We start from the raw sequence: 17,525 nt of genomic DNA, 5'->3' as shown, positions 1-17,525 counted from the left end.
ACGTCCCTTACACTAAAGTTAGGATAACACAAAAAAAACCTTCCATCCGGAAGGTTTAGTTTTTACTTCTTTCTTCTTTATGTTCACAGCAGTGGCAAACCCCATAGAGCACGCCGCATTTTTCCGATTCAAAATGATCAATGATAGCTTCACAGTCTTGGCATACGATTGTCCCCATGATTCCACGCTCCCTAAATTTCAAAGTATATTTAAACTGAATTTGAACTTTAATGTTATGCTATTATAATAATATGTTATACTAATTGAGTCAATAGGTTATTTTCAACAAAAAAATCCCCGCTCTTCTCAAAGAACAGGGATTTTTCTCACTACGAAATCTCTCTTACCTTCTCTTCGCCCTCTTTAATCCACTTAATTTTTTCCTCACCATGTAACTGCTCTGCCAGGAAGGTCAAGCATTCGAAAAAGAGATTGGTCACATTGGGGCCGAATTTTTCCTTAAAGCTCTCCAAGGCCTTGGTGAATTGGAAGTTATCAAGAGCTTGTACACGGCTATCTTCGACTACTTTCTTACCTCGCTCGGTTAAGAAAACATTCACTACACGGCCGTCTTTATCACTTTTCTCAATCGTAATAAGATCCTTTTCCATCATTTTCTTAACATGAATAACAACGGATGACGGATGCCAAAAAGTCCATTCTGCGATTTGGGTAACGCGTACTCCTTCGTAACAATAAACAATCCATAAAATATTCAATTGTACAGCTGAATCTAGGTCCATTTTTTTTGCTGTTGCTTCCCAATCGTCCTTGTTCACTACGGAAATGGCACGAAACATATTTAATGCCTCGTGAAGCTGCTGGATTCGGTCCTGCGTTTCATTCATTCTTCTTCTCACCTTATTCCAATTAGAATCAATTTAACCTGTGCGTCCTTTTGTATATAAACTATTATGTTTATTGTATATTTTTCTAAAAATTTAGTCAACCCTTTTTGTTATATGTATTTCGGTTGTAAAACACATCGGGGAATGCTAATATTGTGGTGTGCAAATGCTTTGCAAAAGGGGGAGTATGAATTGGGTCAAAGCGCATTTATCAAGTTGGTTCCAGAATCAACAGTACAGCAGATCACTTTAAAGGATCTCAAAGATAAAATCCATCATTACATAGACATGACCTCAAAAACCGGAAAACAGTTAAGTTGGGGATATGCGGATATGGCTTTTCCATACACAATCGTAGAAAAGACAGAATCCGAGGGAACATGGTTTTATCTTAAAGGAAATGATCCTAAGCTTTATAAATATATTATTTTTGGTGTTGGTGCCCAGGAGTTGGAAGAAGCAGGAGAAAAGAAACAGCAGCACTTTATCCAGGTTGTCCTTCCGGAAGATGGTACCCATGGAGACAAAGGAAAAGCAAATGAGTTTTGTAAATACTTGGCTAAAGAGTACAAAGGTGAACTCCATCTATTTAACGGACGGGTTATGTACTATTATCCAAGAAAATGAAAAAAGGCTATCTGCTACAGATAGCCTTTCGCCCTGTTTAAAGACGACTTGATCGAATTAACGAATAGTAGCGTCCATCAATCATTCGAACCCCTAATTCAACACAATAAGATCTTCCTTCTTCAATCCCGTAGAGAATCCATTCCGGTGCCTGATAGTTTATATGGAAATCAACGTAACGATCGAGTCCATCCTGTTTAATTTCCCGTTCTGTTACATCGTAAAGTCTAAGAACAAATGGCAATTCAACAATTGGAATATGAAACCTTTCTTCAATACTTAATTTGGTTTGTTCGGTAACCTCCCATTCCGCAAGTAATGAAGAACTATCCTTCCATGAAATTTGGATACTTGGTCCATCAACATCAAGCGAAGGCTCGGGCTTCGATTTCATTCTTACACTCAATTCCTTTCTCATGCCAAAATAATATTTAATAAACTATATTAAAATAATTATATCATTATGCCGAAAGAAAGGAAATGCGAAAAAAAGACATTTCATTCCTTAGTTAGATTTTATCAAGGTTTGTCCTACTTTGATGTAGTTCCCCTTTACCTTCATAAGAAACTGAACCGTGTAATTCCCGGACTTATCGAATGATATTTTGTCGAGGGTTACGATCCCGACAAGATCTGTCCCTTTTTTCTCGGTATTGATCACATTTAATTGGGTCATCGACACCTCTTCCTTAGACGGGTCCAATACAACGATCCGCGAATACAGTTCCTTTGTTAAAGGGGCATTATCAATCGCAAAATAAATGTGTGGAGTTTTGGTTTGTCCTTTAGCAACAGCAGAAAAAGGAGTGATAGAAAATCTATCATTGGTTTTGTTAATTTCCTTGTTTTCAGAAACAATTAAGTTTACGTTCGGTTTGACTATTTTCACCGTACTCGATCCTAAATCTTGAATAAAGGCACCTAATGTCTCCGCAAATGCTTTTAGGGGAACATAGGTGTAACTGTTAAACATTAAGTTAGGTGCACCTAGCTCATTAAAATATTGATTGTCCATAACAATATTGACCTTGGATTGATTACCGTCATCCTCACCGCTTCCATCGGTTTGGGCAAAAACAGAAGGGGATCCAATAAGTGCAAAAGCTGTAAGTAGTGCCAAAACCTTCTTTTTCATGTAAATACCTCCGAATAAGTTCTTATATCTTATACGCATAGGTAAGCCATTTGTTTTGTTTGATTTCCACAAATTTTCATTTTCCCGGAAACAAAAAAAAGAGGCATCCCTCACCTCCCTTACCAAACGTATCGCACCCCGTATTTACCATTCTTGAGACGAATAATTTCGACCTCTTGAGGACTACGGTATCCGTAGACCCACCAGTCCTCCTCCATACGTTTGGCAAGACATCCTGCCTGGAATTTGGACTCAAATGTTCTTGACCAATATATCCATTTCATTCTAAAAAATTCCCTTCATTGATTTTACCTAACCTGAGAAAACTAACTATAAAATGTATAAGGGTGGTTAGGATGCTGAAAAATTGGATGAAAAGGGTATTGATTAACCGGACATTTCAGGAACATTTCCAGATTGAACACCATTTTCACGGCATTGTCCAGTTTCATATAAAAGAAACCTATATTATTCGACCAATTAGTCATTTAGGGATACAGATGTTATTAGACGGCTTTCACATTAGTGATCACGCTTTGCACTTAAAAGCCAAAATCACTGTAGAAGCAGATAAAATCAGGGTCTTCCTTGTTGTCCTTGATCCGATGGACTCGCAAACGATTTTGGAGGAATTGAAGAAAACCCTAATTAGACAGCTATTAGAATTTGAGAAAAGGTTTTACTCCAATCCCGTTGTTCAATATGTGGAACAGTTTTGCAGTGGGTGTCGGCACTATAAGTCCAAACCCTTTAATCAATGTATTAATTCATGTCACTTCCAATCGAAAACAACAGAAAAGAAACTGGAAATGACCCAAAAAACCGACTAATTATATCCTATCCATTTTAGGAATTCCTATCCAGCTTGCCCTGGGTCTGATTCCTTATTCTGTTCAAGGATTTGTCTTTCTCTTTCTTCCTCTTCTTCGTCCCGTAAACGGTGTGCAATCCGGCTTGACGCGGAGGAAGCAATACTTGCGACCAGATCATCAAGGAAGGTATGAATCCCATTGCCTCGTTTGGTATCCAACCGCTTTATAATCCCTACTTTTTGTTTGTCTAGATGTCCGAAAGTAGTGACTGCGATGCTGCCATAGCCGAAAACGGAGCCTAATGCTAATGTTTCATCACAACCGAAGAGTCCTTCGTCGCTTTCCACAATGGATAATAAAGGCTCTGTTAGCATTTTCTTTTCTGCTAAAATATCAAGTTCTGTACCGACAAGAAGAGCATGTTGGATCTCCCTTTTCTCCAGAACTGCATTGACACTATCGATACAAGTTTCTATTTTTAAGCCCACATGATAAGGGGCCTGCATGAGGTAGACAACCTCTGCAATATCTTCGATGGTTACCCCTCGGTCCGCTAGACGCTTTAACGCAGCTGCTTTTACCTCTTTGCTATGCACTTGTCTCCTCATTTTCTCTATTCTCCTTTCCCATGTAAAGGTAGAATAATTATACGCTATCCTATGTGAACGCGTACACCGTTATCACCATCTTTTTTTACCCACAAGCAAAAAAGCTTCTATCGAAGCTTTTTTGTCCGCGCCTCAATCGAAGCTTTTCTTAATTTATCCACTGCATCATAGTGGGTCGTAGCATCACCTATATCCCCGTGAAAAATGACCCCGTTTCGTTCCCCGTGGAAATCGGATCCAGCCGTCCCAATTAAACCATTTTCGGTAGCTAATTCAGCAAAATAAGCTGCTTCTTCAGCAGAATGATCCGGATGAAAAACCTCAATTCCATCCAGGCCATAATGAATCAAACGAATAACCAACTCCCTATTGGCATACAAGCCTGGATGCGCAAGGACTGCTACACCCTGTGCCTCCTTAATTAGATCGATGGCTTCTTCCGGTGTAATTCTTGGGGGATTGGCATAGGCCTTACCATTTTTACCCAGATACAGTTCAAACGCTTCCTGTACAGATTGTACAACTCCTTTCTCCATCAACACTTCAGCAATATGCGGTCTACCTATATTCCCTTCCTTCATTTTCTTTCGTTTAACCACTTCCTCCATAGTGATCGGAATCTTTAACTGCTGCAAGTTGTGAATCAGCATTTCATTTCTGACATTCCGAACATTTCGCAATGATTCCAGCTGTTGCAAGAATTGGGGCTGCATATAATCCATGTAATAACCTAAAACATGGATATCCTGACCGGCATCTACTGTACTAATTTCAATCCCAGGCACAATCTCAATTCCGCATTTTTTTCCCATTTCCACGGCTTCCTGAATTCCAGCTACAGTATCATGATCTGTAATAGCAAAAGCTCTCAGTCCTTTACTCTTTGCACGTTGCACACTCTCAGAGGGGGTATACGTCCCATCGGATGCCGTTGTATGTGAGTGAAGATCCACTAATTCCATCTTATCCCTCATTTCCATTTAACAGAATAATTGGCTAATTAAATCATAGATATGAATTATCTTAGTTTTTATCTCCCAATCGCGGGTATTAAAATAATTTTCCAGGGAGGAACTGCAGTGCAATTAAAAGACAAATGGATAGTTGGGTTGGTAAAACCATACTCTTCCGTCGAAGAGATTCTAATCCAGCAAGGATTCAAACGGTGTGGGCGAATGGAGGTGCCCACGTTTCAATTGACTATCCAGGACTCGGCTACAAGAAGTACATATTTATTGAAAATCCCTATTTCCCTAAGTCCTTCTTACCAAGATGAACTCTTATCAAAAATAGGTTATCCCTACTTAGAAAAATTAAGCTACATGGAGAAATTAAGACCCTCGTTAACTATTCCCGAGCCAATTAAACGAGCTGCAGAAAGCAAATTGGCAGAGATTGCCGATTATTTGCTTTCAAATTAGGAGAAGTTTCATTCACTTCTACACTTTAACTAACTTAAACTGGGAAAATGGGTGCTAGGCACCCTTTTTTCCCATAAGAAAAGCTTCAATCGAGGTTCCGATGAAGCTTTTGGCGTTAACTTTATTATGATAATCCTAATATATTATAACCCGCATCCACATGAATAATTTCGCCAGTAATTCCACGAGACATATTGCTCATTAGGAATGCTGCTGTATCACCGACATCAGAAGTATCGACACTTCTGCGAAGTGGTGCCTTTTCTTCAATGACTTTAAAGATGGAATTGAAATCCCCGATCCCTTTTGCTGCTAGCGTTCGAATTGGACCAGCGGAGATCGCATTCACGCGGATATTGTACTTCCCTAGGTCTGCTGCAAGATAGCGAACAGATGCATCGAGGGCTGCTTTAGCAACACCCATGACATTATAGTTAGTCACTACTCGTTCCCCGCCAAGATAAGTCATCGTAAGGATCGAGCCACCCTCTGTCATCAACGGCTTAGCCGCCTTAGAAACAGCAACCAAGGAATAGGCACTAATGTCATGTGCAAGGGCATACCCTTCACGGGAAGTGTTCACATACTCCCCTTCCAATTCCTCCTTCTTTGCAAAGGCAATACAATGGGCTAACCCGTGAATCGTTCCAACTTGTTCTTTAATTTGGTTAAAGGCTTGTTCGATATCCTCATCGTTTGTTACATCACAGGAAATCAGATAATTGGTCTCTTGTCCTAGTGTTTCTACTAGTTCTTCAACACTTTTTTTGAATCTTTCACCCTGATATGTAAAAATTAAAGTAGCGCCTGCATTATGTAGAGATTGAGCGATTCCCCAGGCAATGCTTCTCTTATTTGCAACGCCCATGATAACAAATTTTTTCCCTGCTAATAAATCCTTCATGAAAAGCCTCCTTCACTATTAAAAAAACCACGATAGTAGTGTGATTATTATACCACTTCGTGGAAAAAAAGAAAATCTATTATCCTTGTGTTAAATTTTAAACCACTTTTTTTCCTGATTTACGTGATGATAAAAGCATCGTTTGGTAGAGTTTTGAGGCTTTTATATTCTTATTTATCGCTTTGACATTACCAGCTATTTGATCCGCGCGTTGCAGTAATGTATTCAGTTCATTAAATTGGTTAATCATATGACGATAACTCGCTTCAATCCGTTCAAGCTGCTCTTTCTGCGTTTGTTGTTTTTTCCACTGTTCAAACATTCCTTGGATTACAGTTGGATTTTCCCTTACCTTTGTCACTTCCTCAGGTTTTTCCTTCAACCATGCTTCAAATCCCGGATTTGCTTTAAGTAAACGTTTGGCCTGTTTCCTGCTCATATCCAAACCACCTCCATCCTAGATTGCTTTTATATACTACGTAATTCTGGATAAAGGGTGGTAGTCCCATAGACAAATTGCCTGCCTATTTTCTAAAGGAATTAAGCCATAATCATTTCATCAATCAGTTGGGTGACCTGTTCCCCGCAGCTAAGGCAAAGAAATATATGTGGACACTGATGATCGTAAGAATCTTCGGGATAACCGTCAGCTTTTTTCATCCCTTCAATATCCAAATAAGGGCTGTAATCATCGAAGGTATCCATTAACCTTCCTTGGTCAACCATAGGTTGGCTGCATTTTGGACAATTCGGTGAAGAAGCCGTCAAACAATTACATAATGGACAAACGTATGTCAAGGAATTCACTCCTTTTCAAGGATCGCTTCCCTTATTTTTCTATTGCAAATGTTTTCTTATTCATCATTTCCAAGTAAATCAAGAAGCTTCTTTTTTGCCGCGTCATAAACCTCTCTTTCATCAAAGGTGGGATCAAAGATAGCCTGCATAGCTAAACCATCCAACATGGCGGTAATCAATCGGGCAGATGTAGGATCAGCTCCTGCCCATTCCTCCGTATTGCGAATCTTTTGCCTCAACGCTTGCCCTAACGTATTTTTCATTTCCTTTTGATGAAGAGAGAGGGAAATTAATTCGAATAACAGGGCCATCTCTCCTGACGAGATTTGAGCCTTATACATCTCATCTGCCAACCAACTTTTTAACGTTCTTTTTTCTTCTACTTTCAATTTTTCTAGATAATCCTCTAGAAGGGACAACAAAAGCTGATCTTTCGTTTTAAAATGGTAATAAACTACCCCTTGGGTAACACCTGCCGCCTGAGCGACATTTTTTAATGTGACCTGGGTTTGTCCTTTCTGCAATAGCTGTTTTCTCGCTGAAGAAATCAAGTCCTGTTTTTTTATATTCTTTGGTTTCCCCATCTTCATTCCCCTTTTTTACTTTGTATGATACGGATTTCTCCCTCCAAAGGAATACAACTTTTCCAAACGGTCCTGAACATCTTCGTCTAGTTCAAGATGGTAAAAACTTCCTTGTTCATATAGGATCAGTGGGAATGCCCCATGCTTTAAAGGATTATCTTCCAGCGTCATTAAAAATTCAGGAAAAGCTAAGAGGACGGTGCTCAACGGGTTTTCAAATTCTTGCATTTCACTTACAATATCAAGCCATTGCTGAAGGTTAGGGGTCACAAAGAGTGAAATCAATCTGGATTCCTTCTCCTCATTGGTAGTTTCTGCCCGTTCTGCAACCCAAATTAACAATCGGGATTGTCTTACCTCTTCTCTCGGGTGCCTTTGAATCATCTGCATCGCCTGTAGAAGACTTTCCATTAATTTTACCTTTGCTTCTTCCTCCCCCCATTTTTGAATCAGAGATGAAAAATCAAGTAAATATCCAATACCCTCTTGTGTTAAATCGGAATCGTGCAGGTGATCCGCCTCTTTTATTTGAAACGGAATAATTTCTGACTCGGTGTGTGGTTGGTCTTTTTGGGATAGCGCCTGGATGAAGAGTTTTTTTGATTGTTCCCATTCTCCCTCGGGAAGGTCATAGGCTTCTGAGAAGACATGAATGAGTTCCTCATTTTCCGTTGCCAGATAATGAATCCAGATTTTATCTTGGTTAAAGATTTGCTCAAGTTTCTCTACATCCGCATCCTCAGTAAGTTGAAACTTGATGGGAAAGCCAAGCGGTTTCGTTGGATCTGTTTGCGTCCAAACGGTGAGGAAAAAACGATCTTTATAGCTTTGAAAATCAATCATTACATTAGAGTGCGTGGAGTTGCTAAAGTCATCAATATCATCAAAAGCAATAATGAGCTCCACTTCACCATTGGAGTTTCTACGTGAAAAATAACGATTATTTTCCTCAGCTATATCTTTATATAAATCATGATAAAGATCTCTTGCCAAGATGTTTCCTACGGTGGAGGCGGATAAAGCACCTTGCATATGCTCACTCCTAGGTCGTTTTCTTTTATTTTACCTCATTTGGGAGACAAATACAGGAGCGGGAATTACAAGGCTTAGACAATAGGAGGGAAATTTCTTGTTTATTAGCGCAAAAAAAAAGGCCTAGCGGGGTCTGACCCCGTTTCTAGCCCTATTTCCTCTTTTGTTTTGATTGCAAATCTTGGATTCGCTCTTCACTTGTCTTTAGCCACTTCTTGAGTTTCTCTTCAAGGGAATTCATTTTGTCCTCTGGCTGTTTTTTTCCTTGTATGGATGGCCCCCTAGAAAAATCAGTTGATCTTTTTCGTGGACTGGGATCTGGTGTTTTTCCATCTTTTCGTTGCAGTGGAGCGACTTGTTTAATTGACAAAGAAATTTTCCCGTCGTCGGATATATCAATAACTTTAACTTGGACCGTATCTCCAACTGATAAATAATCTTCTACTTGTTTGACATATTCACTAGCAATTTGTGAAATGTGAACAAGTCCCGAGCGATTTGAAACAAGCCCTACAAATGCACCATATTCCTTTATAGCTGTTACTTTTCCTTCTAGAATCTCACCAATAGTAATATCTTTGGCCATAAAATCGCTCCCTCTGCCCCTTGCCTCCGGTGAGGGTAGAGGCCCAGTATTATTAATACTATATGCCCCGAAACGATAAAATGTGCCCTATTCGAAGTTTTTATTAAATTTTTGCTGAACTTCTTCCAGGTCCTCTCCTAACCATTGTGCCAGTTCAACCAAGGCATTGGAAACAAAGCTTCTAAAATCGGACAATTCCATTTCATTGTAATAAATGGCATGATCTTCTTCTTCTGTAGTCACCACTAAAGAAGTTAAGAAACGTGTCATCGGGTATTCCTCATCGTTAAGGAAATAAACAATGTACGGGTGTTTCTCCAACAACAAACTGGCCCACTCCTTGATTTCCTTACGATTCATTAACTTTACAAGGTCTTCATCTTTGGCATAGCCATAAAAAGAGAAAAGAAGATCACCTTTTTGACTTTTTGCCTTTTCTGGCGTTTCTAATGCCCTTTTTAAATATTGTTCCAATTGGGCAATATTTTCATTTTCTATTTCCTCTTTTGAAATCTCAATCATGGTTGGAGAAGAATCGCATCTTCCTGACTGTGGTAAATCTACGTGAGATTCAAAACTTTGATTTTCTCCTTCCGCTTGATGCATCGTTAGAATCTGTGATCTCCATGCCTCAAATTGAACAAAGAATTGCTCATCATATGGAAAATTCAATGAGAAAAGGTACTTTTCCATCTCCTCACGCGGATCTAGTTCCCGATCCACACATGCCTCATAGATCATCAAACACCTTTCACGAACAAAGGCATCCCGATGATCTATTGATTCAGGCAGCAAGTAATTTCTATATATTTCCATGGTTATTTCATCAGTCTTGTCTATGAAAAGCGTTAAATCAACGACTTCTTGTTCACAATAATCCAGGTAGTTCCTTACTGAAATCAAATGTTCCTGCTCATGAATATCCGGCTCTAAGCGAATTCTTATCTTGGGAAGCGTGCGATGTACTCCCTTTTCCTCAAGTTTTTCTATCGCTGCTTCTATTTCTTTTACATCTAAACTTTCAATCCAATCTTTTTTAAGTGTAACTTGGGCACAATCCTTCTCACTGGTCAAGTCCTCTAAAGTCGCCGTAACTCCCCCTTCTTCTTCGGACTTTGCTGGTGATGAGAACACCTTTTTGAAAAGACTTTTTAACATCCTCTACCCCCTAAAACCTATTCCTTTTCTCTCTATCAATCAAAAGCTGCCATCCTTGGCCAATGTTAACTCCCCAATAAAAAAAACGAGATCCTCATGAAAGTCTGCTAATTCATCCTCTGGGCTCTCTTCTTCACTCAATAAATTATTTAATCGATTAAGCAACACATTGGCAAAATCATGGTAACTAATCGGTTCCGCTTCCGGCTGGACATGATCGAGCACCGTTATTTTCTGCAAATCCTCAATTTGCGTTAAAATGGTAAACCCAGCTAGTTCACCAAGAATTTCTTTTGTATTCAATTTTGACCGCTGCAAACGAAGCATTAACGGGACAAAGTCCCCTGCAGCTTCTGCAGGAAAATAAACCTGATAGAAGGCTTTTCCCTCATTTGCATCCTTCTCTAGCTTTAGGATGAGAAGATGGTATGATTGATTCTTTTTTCGAAAACCGAACACGTTTCTCCCCCTTATTACGTTCTCCCTACTTCTTCACTTATCCATATTATACATGATTTTCATATAAAATTAGTTCTTTTTTAGGGCCAAAGCATAGATCCACTTCTTTCATCCAATACTATGGTAAATCATGTTAAAATTGGAGGAAAAAGAAATGAAAAGAAAAGGATTGTTCATCACAGGTTTACTTTTTGCTGCTGCTGTTGGAATTTTCCTGCCCCAATTTATTGTTGGAACTGTAGAAAGTTCGCCAAGTGAAGCAACCTATACATTCACCAATCTAGGAATGACAACCGAGGAAGAAAAAGAGCGCGTACAAGAAATTCTTGATCATATCGTAGGGATCTATGAGGTTTCGATTGACCCTACTTCAGATCAGGTGACAATTACCCTAGATGAAGAGACAATGAGGCCGGAATGGATTGTGAAATCCCTCGACGCACATGGCTTCACACCCGATAATTTCAAACCGGTTAAGAAATAAGAAAAGCTTCTATTAAAGCCTATTCTCCTAGAAATTTTCCTTCATTGTTTGTCCAACTCTTGATATTATAACTTTAGGGAATATGAAGCCCTAAAAGACAAGTAAATTGCTTCTGAGAATAAAGATGATCTTCTGCTTAGCTCAGAGGCGACAGATGAAGGAGGCTTTCATATGTCAAAAGTTCTCGTTGTGGATGATGCACTATTCATGCGAACCATGTTAAAGAAGATACTGGAGGAAAATGGGTTTACCATTGTTGGTGAAGCTGGAACTGGTGAAGAGGCTGTACTAAAATACAAAACACTCTCCCCTGATATTGTCACCATGGACATTACCATGCCAGATATGAACGGAATCGATGCAGTGGAACAGATCATTGCTTATGATCCGAATGCAAAAATTATTATGTGTTCAGCCATGGGCCATCAAAACATGGTATTAGACGCAATTAAAAAAGGGGCAAAAGACTTTATCGTTAAGCCCTTCCAACCTGATCGAGTCGTGGAAGCGATGAAGCGAATCCAATAAAAAGGGGTACAACCAGTACCCCTTTTTAAGCTAAATATTTTTCTGTCTCCAAAATTTTCCGTGCAATGCTTCGCTTCAGTTGAACGGTATTACAAGGTGTAAACCGGGTCAACTTTTTCAGTATAGATAACTGGGTTTGCAGACGGTCTCCTTCCTCCAAGGAAGCTAATGCTGTTCTTGCCGTCTGTTCAAGTTGGTGGAACGCATCATAAATAAATACCTGCGTCATCTCCTCTTTAAGCCTCGTTGGGTCATTCCTCTCCAAACATTTTTTCGTTCGCAACAGACAACTTTCCATTGCAAAAATGGTAATGATTGTATTGGCAATGGACTCCAAAAGCTCTTGTTCATCCTCCAAACCCTGCTGATGCTTTACGAGTGCAGTTCCACTAATTAAAAGAAAAATCTTCTTAGCGGCATCCACCATGGCTTCTTCTTTAGCAAGGGGACCATCATATTCTAATAATGATGGCATATATGCAACCAATTCCTTTTGCAATCCCTGAACGGCTGCCATTAAGGGTAATTTCCCTTTCATCGCACGCTTAATAAGAGTAGCAGGAATTAGCAATCGATTAATTTCATTCGTTCCTTCAAAAATACGATTCACCCTAGAATCACGATAAATCCGTTCAATTTTGTAGTCTTGGATATACCCGTAACCCCCGTGGATTTGAACGCCTTCATCGGAAATGAAATCTAATGCTTCGGAGGCAAAAACCTTGTTAATCGAACATTCCAAAGCATATTCTTCAATGGCCTCAGCAATCTGTTTGCCAAAATCTTGGTTGCTCTGATTAATAGATGCCAAAGCTTCTTCCATTAATCCCGCCGTTCGATAGACCATACTTTCTGTAGCGAAGGTGAGCACAGCCATTTCAGCCAGTTTTTTTTGAATTAAAGGGAAATCAGCAATTGATTTTCCGAACTGTTTACGTTCCTTAGCGTATTTGGCAGATAGCTCAATTACCCACTTACTCGTTCCTACACATCCTATCGCAAGCTTATAGCGTCCAATATTGAGAATATTAAAAGCAATTACGTGACCATTGCCTACCTCACCCAGTACATTCTCCACAGGTACCATGCAATTTTCCAAGATTAAAGGCCTTGTGGAAGAACCTTTAATTCCCATCTTTTTCTCTTCAGGACCTGTGTCAAGGCCCGGAAATTCCCGTTCGACGATGAAAGCCGTAAATTTTTCTCCTTTAACCTTGGCATAGACAATAAACACATCAGCAAATCCTGCATTTGTAATATACTGCTTGCTTCCATTTAGGATATAATGGGTGCCCGCCTCATTTAATTCAGCTACCGTTTTTGCCCCTAGTGCGTCTGAGCCGGAGGACGGTTCTGTAAGACAATAGGCTGCAAATTTTTTGCCAGTGGCTAGATATGGTAGGTATTTTTGCTTCTGATCTTCTGTTCCGAATAATACGATGGGCAAGGTCCCGATCCCTACATGAGCACCCAGTGTTAGCGCAAAAGACGATCCCCTGACCATGGACTCGGTAATCACTGCCGAACTGATCTTATCGAGCCCAGCCCCGCCATATCGCTCAGGAACATCTGCGCCAAGCAATCCCAATTCTCCTGCTTGCCTCAATAATTCAACTGTGACTTCAAAATGTTGTCTCTCAATTTCCTGATCGTTTGGAACCACTTCTCCCTCGATAAAATCTGACGTCATCCTCCCTATCATGCGATGTTCATCAGTCAAATCTTCGGGAATAAAGAGATGATCTAGGCTGACAGAAGACAACAAAAAGCTTCCCCCACGAATTCGTTCATTTTTCAGCCTCATATTCATCCTCCTTCTTTAGTGGGTTTGTTTACTGCGCCGAATCCTCCTTTCGTTAGAACTCCAATACTGCTGCGGCTCCCATTCCCCCACCGACACACATCGACACGATTCCATATCGGCTGTTTCGCCTTCTTGCTTCATACAACATGGAAACAGTTAATTTCGCTCCTGTACAACCTAGAGGATGGCCTAAAGCAATGGCCCCGCCATTGACATTTACCTTCTCATTATCCAATTCAAGCTGATCAATAACCGACTTACATTGGGAAGCAAAGGCTTCGTTGATCTCAAACAGATCCACTTGATTCTTTTCAATCCCAGCCAATTGAAGTGCTCGGGGAATTGCTGTTACAGGCCCTAACCCCATCAACTCCGGATCAACACCCGTTACAGCAAAGGAACGAAACACTGCCATTGCATGCAAACCCATCTGATCGGCCTTTTCCTTTGACATGACAACGACAGCAGCAGCTCCATCACTCGTTTGTGAAGCATTCCCAGCGGTTACAGTTCCGTTTAGATGAAAAGCTGGTTTTAATTTGGCTAATATTTCGGGTGTTGTATTTGCCCTTATTCCCTCATCTGTATCGAAGATGGTTTTAATTATCTCTAGCTTCCCATTGTCCCCAACGGATTTGTGGACTACCTCTACAGGAACAATTTCATTTTTAAAATTTCCTCTTTGAATTGCCCGTGCGGCTTTTTGATGGCTGGCAGCGGCAAAGAAATCCTGTTCCTCCCTCGATATTCCGTATTTCCTTGCAACCTGCTCAGCCGTGTGCCCCATACTGCAATATATCTGCGGATAATGTTCCACCAAATACGGGTTAGGTAACGGTTTGTAGCCTGTCATTGGAACATGACTCATGCTTTCCACTCCCCCAGCAACAATCACCTTGGCGGAACCGCAGATAATCCTTTCTGCTGCGAAAGCAATAGCTTGTAATCCTGAGGCACAGAACCGATTGACAACCAAGCCTGGCACAGTTGCCGGGAGTCCTGCTCGAATCGCAACGATCCGCCCCAAGTTAAGGCCCTGCTCCCCTTCTGGCATAGCACAGCCAATGATCACATCATCAATTTGTCCTGCACTTAACCCTTTCACCCGCTTTATACTTTCCTTTACCACCAGGCCCCCTAAGTCTTCGGGGCGAACATGGCATAAGGAGCCCTTTGCAGATTTCCCTACAGCTGTCCTGACTCCTGAAACAATGACTGCTTCCTTCAACTTGTTTCCCCCCTAGTTTCGAAGCGGTTTCCCTTGTACAAGCAAATGCTGCATTCTTTGTCTTGTTTTTGGTTCACCGCAAAGACTTAGGAATGCCTCTCGTTCCAAATCTAATAAATAACTCTCCGTTACATAAGAGTTCGCTTGAATGTCTCCTCCACATAATACATGCGCGAGCTTTTTAGCAATTTTCTCATCATGTTCACTAATATAGCCACTACACTTCATTTGATAAATCCCAAGTTTTAAAGCAGCCAATCCAGGCTCCCCGACAACACGTATTTTTTTGGCCTGTCGTGGTTGATAGCCTGCCTGCAGCATTGCAAGCACCGCCTGTTTGGCCTGATAGATTTGAAAATCGCGATTCATGGATATTCCATCACATGTTCTGAGGTATCCCATATTGACAGCATCTTTCGCACTTGTTGACACTTTGGCTAAGGCAATGGTTTCGAAAGTTCTTTGTACGAAAGGCTGCAGATCAATCTTGCCATCCTTATCTACTTCTTCAATATGGCGTAAAAGCAGCTCTTTGCATCCTCCTCCAGCGGGTATTAAACCTGCACCTACTTCTACTAATCCCATATAACTTTCCGCGGACGCTTGGATTCTGCTAGCCGGCAGACAAATTTCCGTTCCCCCACCCAGAGTCATACCAAAGGGGGCAGCAACAATTGGTTTTTCATAATATTTCATGGCCGTCGACAAGCCTTGAAAAGCGCCAACCAATTGCTCAATTTGCGCCCAATTTTCGTCTTGCGCTTCCATTAATATCATCATCAGATTCGCACCCACACAGAAATTACGGCTCTCACTGGCGATGACCAATCCCTGATAATTCCGCGATACTTCATCAAGAGCCAGATTCATCATCCGGATAATATCAGGACCAATGGCATCATGCGGTGAATGCAGTTCTACACAGGCAACATCGTCCCCTAGATCAAGTAAAGTTGCCCCACTGTTACTTTTAATAACCTTCTGATCAGACTTCAGTTTCTGCAGATTGATCCTCTCTCCGGTCTGCTGAGCAGGAAGATACTTCCCGGATATTGAGAAATATACATTTTGTTTGTCTTCATAAAAAGAGGTTTTCCCGCTTTCCAATAGAAGTGAGACGAGCTTGGGAATTCTCTCACCCTCTTCTTTCATTTTCGCGACAGATTGCTCAACTCCGATGCTATCCCACATTTCAAACGGTCCCAGTTCCCAGTTGAACCCCCACTTCATCGCCTGATCAACAGCAACAATGTCATCAGCGATCTCAGGGATGCAGTTTGCCGAATATAGCAAAGTTCTCTTTATGGTTTGCCAGAGAAATTGGTCTGCATCATTTGAAGAGTTCATTAGGGATTGAAGACGTTCTTTCAAATTTTTCCCTTGAGTCATTGTGGAGAAAAACGGTTTCTTTCTTTCCCTGTATTGCAAGGTTTGATAATCTAGCGTGTAGATTTGTTTGCTCTTCCGATCTTTCATGTAAAACCCTTTTCCTGTCTTCGTGCCAAGAAGCTGTTTTGCACACATCTCCTGCAAAAAGTCAGGAAGATCGAAGGTTTTCTTTTCCATTGGATCGCTCAATTTCCCCTTCACATTGGCCGCCACACTAGCAAAGGTATCAAGCCCGACCATATCTAACGTGCGAAACGTTGCACTCTTCGGACGCCCAATGATAGGCCCCGTTAACTCATCTACTTCTTCAATTGTCATCTTTCTTTTTAACATTTCCTGCATGGTAATAAGAAGGCCATACACCCCTATCCGATTAGCAATAAAATTAGGAGTATCCTTGGCAAGAACAACACCTTTTCCTAGTCTCTTTGTCGCAAATTCCTGTAAAAAGGACACGATCTGGGGATCGGTTTTTTCTCCCGGAATAATTTCGAGGAGCTTCATATATCTTGGTGGGTTAAAAAAATGGGTACCCAAAAAGTGACGCTTAAATTCGGTAGAACATTCCTCTGCCATCTCATCAATAGAAATTCCTGAAGTATTGGTACTAACGATAGTCCCAACCTTCCAACAAGCTTGGAGTTTGGAAAACAGTTTTCTTTTCACTTCCAGATTTTCTGCAACTGCCTCAATAATCCAATCCACCTCGGCTAGTTTAGGCAGGTGATCTTCTATATTTCCTGGAGTAATCCATTGTTGATCTTCTATACTAAAAAATGGGCAGGGCTTCTTCTTCACCATTTCATTCACAGCAGATACTGCAAGTTTATTACGCACCTTTGGTGAATCAAGTGTTAGTCCTTGTTTTTTTTCATCGTCTGATAAAGTTGAAGGAACGATATCTAATAGAAAGGTGGGAATGCCTGCGCTTGCAAGGTATGCTGCAATTCCTGATCCCATGATTCCGGAACCAATCACTGCTGCTTTTCTAATTTTTCTTTGCATTAGCATAGTACCCTCTCCCATATGAATCGTAGATAGTATAAGTGTATAAAAAGAAAGCGATTTCCATGATAAGAAAAACTTTCTATGCAGAATATATCCCTCAAGTTAAATTTTG

General features: G+C 40.6%; 22 protein-coding genes. 5 read left to right on the top strand and 17 right to left on the bottom strand.

The window, feature by feature from the left end; all coding sequences use genetic code 11:
- Window positions 1-55 precede the first annotated feature (55 nt).
- Together J2Z37_RS03030 and J2Z37_RS03025 are read right to left on the bottom strand one after the other, a co-directional pair.
- Window positions 56-178, bottom strand: coding sequence for a GapA-binding peptide SR1P (locus tag J2Z37_RS03030; RefSeq protein ID WP_209808704.1), 123 nt, complete (start codon window positions 176-178; stop codon window positions 56-58).
- 151 nt (window positions 179-329) lie between these two features.
- Window positions 330-848: a MarR family winged helix-turn-helix transcriptional regulator gene (locus tag J2Z37_RS03025; RefSeq protein WP_209808703.1), complete on the bottom strand. Its 519-nt coding sequence runs from the start codon at window positions 846-848 to the stop codon at window positions 330-332.
- A gap of 192 nt (window positions 849-1,040) precedes the next feature.
- Here J2Z37_RS03025 and J2Z37_RS03020 point away from each other — a divergent pair, with 192 nt between their 5' ends.
- Window positions 1,041-1,475 carry a DUF1885 family protein gene (locus tag J2Z37_RS03020; protein WP_245203500.1) on the top strand — a complete coding sequence of 145 codons (435 nt, stop codon included), beginning with the start codon at window positions 1,041-1,043 and terminating at the stop codon, window positions 1,473-1,475.
- Window positions 1,476-1,512: 37 nt separating this feature from the next.
- Here J2Z37_RS03020 and J2Z37_RS03015 read toward each other — a convergent pair whose 3' ends face one another.
- Window positions 1,513-1,893, bottom strand: a complete 381-nt coding sequence (locus J2Z37_RS03015) for a DUF4912 domain-containing protein (protein WP_245203499.1) — start codon at window positions 1,891-1,893, stop codon at window positions 1,513-1,515.
- Between the two features lie 87 nt (window positions 1,894-1,980).
- The gene (locus J2Z37_RS03010; protein WP_209808701.1) at window positions 1,981-2,610 is read right to left on the bottom strand and encodes a hypothetical protein; all 630 of its coding nucleotides are present in this window, start codon (window positions 2,608-2,610) and stop codon (window positions 1,981-1,983) included.
- A 356-nt stretch (window positions 2,611-2,966) separates the two neighbouring features.
- Here J2Z37_RS03010 and J2Z37_RS03005 point away from each other — a divergent pair, with 356 nt between their 5' ends.
- Window positions 2,967-3,440 carry a hypothetical protein gene (locus J2Z37_RS03005; protein WP_209808700.1) on the top strand — a complete coding sequence of 158 codons (474 nt, stop codon included), beginning with the start codon at window positions 2,967-2,969 and terminating at the stop codon, window positions 3,438-3,440.
- 26 nt (window positions 3,441-3,466) lie between these two features.
- On the opposite strand, the gene J2Z37_RS03000 is transcribed toward J2Z37_RS03005, so the two are convergent.
- A complete protein-coding gene (locus tag J2Z37_RS03000) occupies window positions 3,467-4,030 on the bottom strand; it encodes a phosphatidylglycerophosphatase A family protein (RefSeq protein WP_209808699.1) in 564 nt (187 codons plus the stop codon).
- A 107-nt stretch (window positions 4,031-4,137) separates the two neighbouring features.
- A complete protein-coding gene (locus tag J2Z37_RS02995) occupies window positions 4,138-4,992 on the bottom strand; it encodes a PHP domain-containing protein (protein WP_209808698.1) in 855 nt (284 codons plus the stop codon).
- 117 nt (window positions 4,993-5,109) lie between these two features.
- On the opposite strand from J2Z37_RS02995, the gene J2Z37_RS02990 reads away from it, so the two are divergent.
- Window positions 5,110-5,451 carry a hypothetical protein gene (locus J2Z37_RS02990; RefSeq protein WP_209808697.1) on the top strand — a complete coding sequence of 114 codons (342 nt, stop codon included), beginning with the start codon at window positions 5,110-5,112 and terminating at the stop codon, window positions 5,449-5,451.
- A gap of 124 nt (window positions 5,452-5,575) precedes the next feature.
- Here the strand turns inward: J2Z37_RS02990 and fabI are convergent, their stop codons facing one another.
- From fabI to J2Z37_RS02950, 8 genes are all read right to left on the bottom strand, one after another.
- Window positions 5,576-6,355 (bottom strand): enoyl-ACP reductase FabI, encoded by a 780-nt coding sequence (gene fabI, locus J2Z37_RS02985; RefSeq protein ID WP_209808696.1) that lies wholly within the window; start codon window positions 6,353-6,355, stop codon window positions 5,576-5,578.
- Window positions 6,356-6,452: 97 nt separating this feature from the next.
- Window positions 6,453-6,794: a hypothetical protein gene (locus tag J2Z37_RS02980; RefSeq protein WP_209808695.1), complete on the bottom strand. Its 342-nt coding sequence runs from the start codon at window positions 6,792-6,794 to the stop codon at window positions 6,453-6,455.
- 101 nt (window positions 6,795-6,895) lie between these two features.
- Window positions 6,896-7,153 carry a hypothetical protein gene (locus J2Z37_RS02975; protein WP_209808694.1) on the bottom strand — a complete coding sequence of 86 codons (258 nt, stop codon included), beginning with the start codon at window positions 7,151-7,153 and terminating at the stop codon, window positions 6,896-6,898.
- A gap of 56 nt (window positions 7,154-7,209) precedes the next feature.
- Complete coding sequence (locus J2Z37_RS02970; RefSeq protein ID WP_209808693.1) at window positions 7,210-7,737, bottom strand: TetR/AcrR family transcriptional regulator; 528 nt, start codon at window positions 7,735-7,737, stop codon at window positions 7,210-7,212.
- Between the two features lie 15 nt (window positions 7,738-7,752).
- A complete protein-coding gene (locus tag J2Z37_RS02965) occupies window positions 7,753-8,769 on the bottom strand; it encodes a hypothetical protein (RefSeq protein ID WP_209808692.1) in 1,017 nt (338 codons plus the stop codon).
- 151 nt (window positions 8,770-8,920) lie between these two features.
- Window positions 8,921-9,355 carry a S1 RNA-binding domain-containing protein gene (locus J2Z37_RS02960; protein ID WP_209808691.1) on the bottom strand — a complete coding sequence of 145 codons (435 nt, stop codon included), beginning with the start codon at window positions 9,353-9,355 and terminating at the stop codon, window positions 8,921-8,923.
- Window positions 9,356-9,442: 87 nt separating this feature from the next.
- Window positions 9,443-10,513 carry a hypothetical protein gene (locus J2Z37_RS02955; RefSeq protein ID WP_209808690.1) on the bottom strand — a complete coding sequence of 357 codons (1,071 nt, stop codon included), beginning with the start codon at window positions 10,511-10,513 and terminating at the stop codon, window positions 9,443-9,445.
- Between the two features lie 39 nt (window positions 10,514-10,552).
- Window positions 10,553-10,972, bottom strand: a complete 420-nt coding sequence (locus tag J2Z37_RS02950; protein ID WP_209808689.1) for a hypothetical protein — start codon at window positions 10,970-10,972, stop codon at window positions 10,553-10,555.
- Between the two features lie 130 nt (window positions 10,973-11,102).
- Between J2Z37_RS02950 and J2Z37_RS02945 the strand changes: the two genes are divergently transcribed.
- Both J2Z37_RS02945 and J2Z37_RS02940 read left to right on the top strand, forming a co-directional pair.
- On the top strand, window positions 11,103-11,456 hold the full coding sequence (locus tag J2Z37_RS02945) for a heavy-metal-associated domain-containing protein (protein WP_209808688.1): 354 nt from the start codon (window positions 11,103-11,105) through the stop codon (window positions 11,454-11,456).
- A 171-nt stretch (window positions 11,457-11,627) separates the two neighbouring features.
- On the top strand, window positions 11,628-11,984 hold the full coding sequence (locus tag J2Z37_RS02940; protein ID WP_209808687.1) for a response regulator: 357 nt from the start codon (window positions 11,628-11,630) through the stop codon (window positions 11,982-11,984).
- 25 nt (window positions 11,985-12,009) lie between these two features.
- Here the strand turns inward: J2Z37_RS02940 and J2Z37_RS02935 are convergent, their stop codons facing one another.
- The 3 genes from J2Z37_RS02935 to J2Z37_RS02925 are packed head-to-tail and all read right to left on the bottom strand — an operon-like array spanning window position 12,010 to window position 17,410.
- Window positions 12,010-13,788, bottom strand: coding sequence for an acyl-CoA dehydrogenase family protein (locus tag J2Z37_RS02935; RefSeq protein ID WP_209808686.1), 1,779 nt, complete (start codon window positions 13,786-13,788; stop codon window positions 12,010-12,012).
- 52 nt (window positions 13,789-13,840) lie between these two features.
- A complete protein-coding gene (locus J2Z37_RS02930) occupies window positions 13,841-15,016 on the bottom strand; it encodes an acetyl-CoA C-acyltransferase (RefSeq protein ID WP_209808685.1) in 1,176 nt (391 codons plus the stop codon).
- A 12-nt stretch (window positions 15,017-15,028) separates the two neighbouring features.
- The gene (locus J2Z37_RS02925) at window positions 15,029-17,410 is read right to left on the bottom strand and encodes a 3-hydroxyacyl-CoA dehydrogenase/enoyl-CoA hydratase family protein (protein WP_209808915.1); all 2,382 of its coding nucleotides are present in this window, start codon (window positions 17,408-17,410) and stop codon (window positions 15,029-15,031) included.
- Between the last annotated feature and the right edge of the window lie 115 nt (window positions 17,411-17,525).

The sequence above is a fragment of the Ammoniphilus resinae genome (genome assembly GCF_017873965.1).
In the GTDB taxonomy this organism is placed as follows: domain Bacteria; phylum Bacillota; class Bacilli; order Aneurinibacillales; family RAOX-1; genus Ammoniphilus_A; species Ammoniphilus_A resinae.
This window is presented reverse-complemented; position numbering and strand designations above follow the sequence as displayed.

Coding starts and splice junctions, on each gene's coding strand:
- J2Z37_RS03030 (WP_209808704.1), bottom strand. CDS start 178: ATGGGGACAATCGTATGCCAAGACTGTGAAGCTATCATTGATCATTTT.
- J2Z37_RS03025 (WP_209808703.1), bottom strand. CDS start 848: ATGAATGAAACGCAGGACCGAATCCAGCAGCTTCACGAGGCATTAAAT.
- J2Z37_RS03015 (WP_245203499.1), bottom strand. CDS start 1,893: ATGAGAAAGGAATTGAGTGTAAGAATGAAATCGAAGCCCGAGCCTTCG.
- J2Z37_RS03010 (WP_209808701.1), bottom strand. CDS start 2,610: ATGAAAAAGAAGGTTTTGGCACTACTTACAGCTTTTGCACTTATTGGA.
- J2Z37_RS03005 (WP_209808700.1), top strand. CDS start 2,967: ATGCTGAAAAATTGGATGAAAAGGGTATTGATTAACCGGACATTTCAG.
- J2Z37_RS03000 (WP_209808699.1), bottom strand. CDS start 4,030: ATGAGGAGACAAGTGCATAGCAAAGAGGTAAAAGCAGCTGCGTTAAAG.
- J2Z37_RS02995 (WP_209808698.1), bottom strand. CDS start 4,992: ATGGAATTAGTGGATCTTCACTCACATACAACGGCATCCGATGGGACG.
- fabI (WP_209808696.1), bottom strand. CDS start 6,355: ATGAAGGATTTATTAGCAGGGAAAAAATTTGTTATCATGGGCGTTGCA.
- J2Z37_RS02980 (WP_209808695.1), bottom strand. CDS start 6,794: ATGAGCAGGAAACAGGCCAAACGTTTACTTAAAGCAAATCCGGGATTT.
- J2Z37_RS02970 (WP_209808693.1), bottom strand. CDS start 7,737: ATGGGGAAACCAAAGAATATAAAAAAACAGGACTTGATTTCTTCAGCG.
- J2Z37_RS02965 (WP_209808692.1), bottom strand. CDS start 8,769: ATGCAAGGTGCTTTATCCGCCTCCACCGTAGGAAACATCTTGGCAAGA.
- J2Z37_RS02960 (WP_209808691.1), bottom strand. CDS start 9,355: ATGGCCAAAGATATTACTATTGGTGAGATTCTAGAAGGAAAAGTAACA.
- J2Z37_RS02955 (WP_209808690.1), bottom strand. CDS start 10,513: ATGTTAAAAAGTCTTTTCAAAAAGGTGTTCTCATCACCAGCAAAGTCC.
- J2Z37_RS02945 (WP_209808688.1), top strand. CDS start 11,103: ATGTTAAAATTGGAGGAAAAAGAAATGAAAAGAAAAGGATTGTTCATC.
- J2Z37_RS02940 (WP_209808687.1), top strand. CDS start 11,628: ATGTCAAAAGTTCTCGTTGTGGATGATGCACTATTCATGCGAACCATG.
- J2Z37_RS02935 (WP_209808686.1), bottom strand. CDS start 13,788: ATGAGGCTGAAAAATGAACGAATTCGTGGGGGAAGCTTTTTGTTGTCT.
- J2Z37_RS02925 (WP_209808915.1), bottom strand. CDS start 17,410: ATGCAAAGAAAAATTAGAAAAGCAGCAGTGATTGGTTCCGGAATCATG.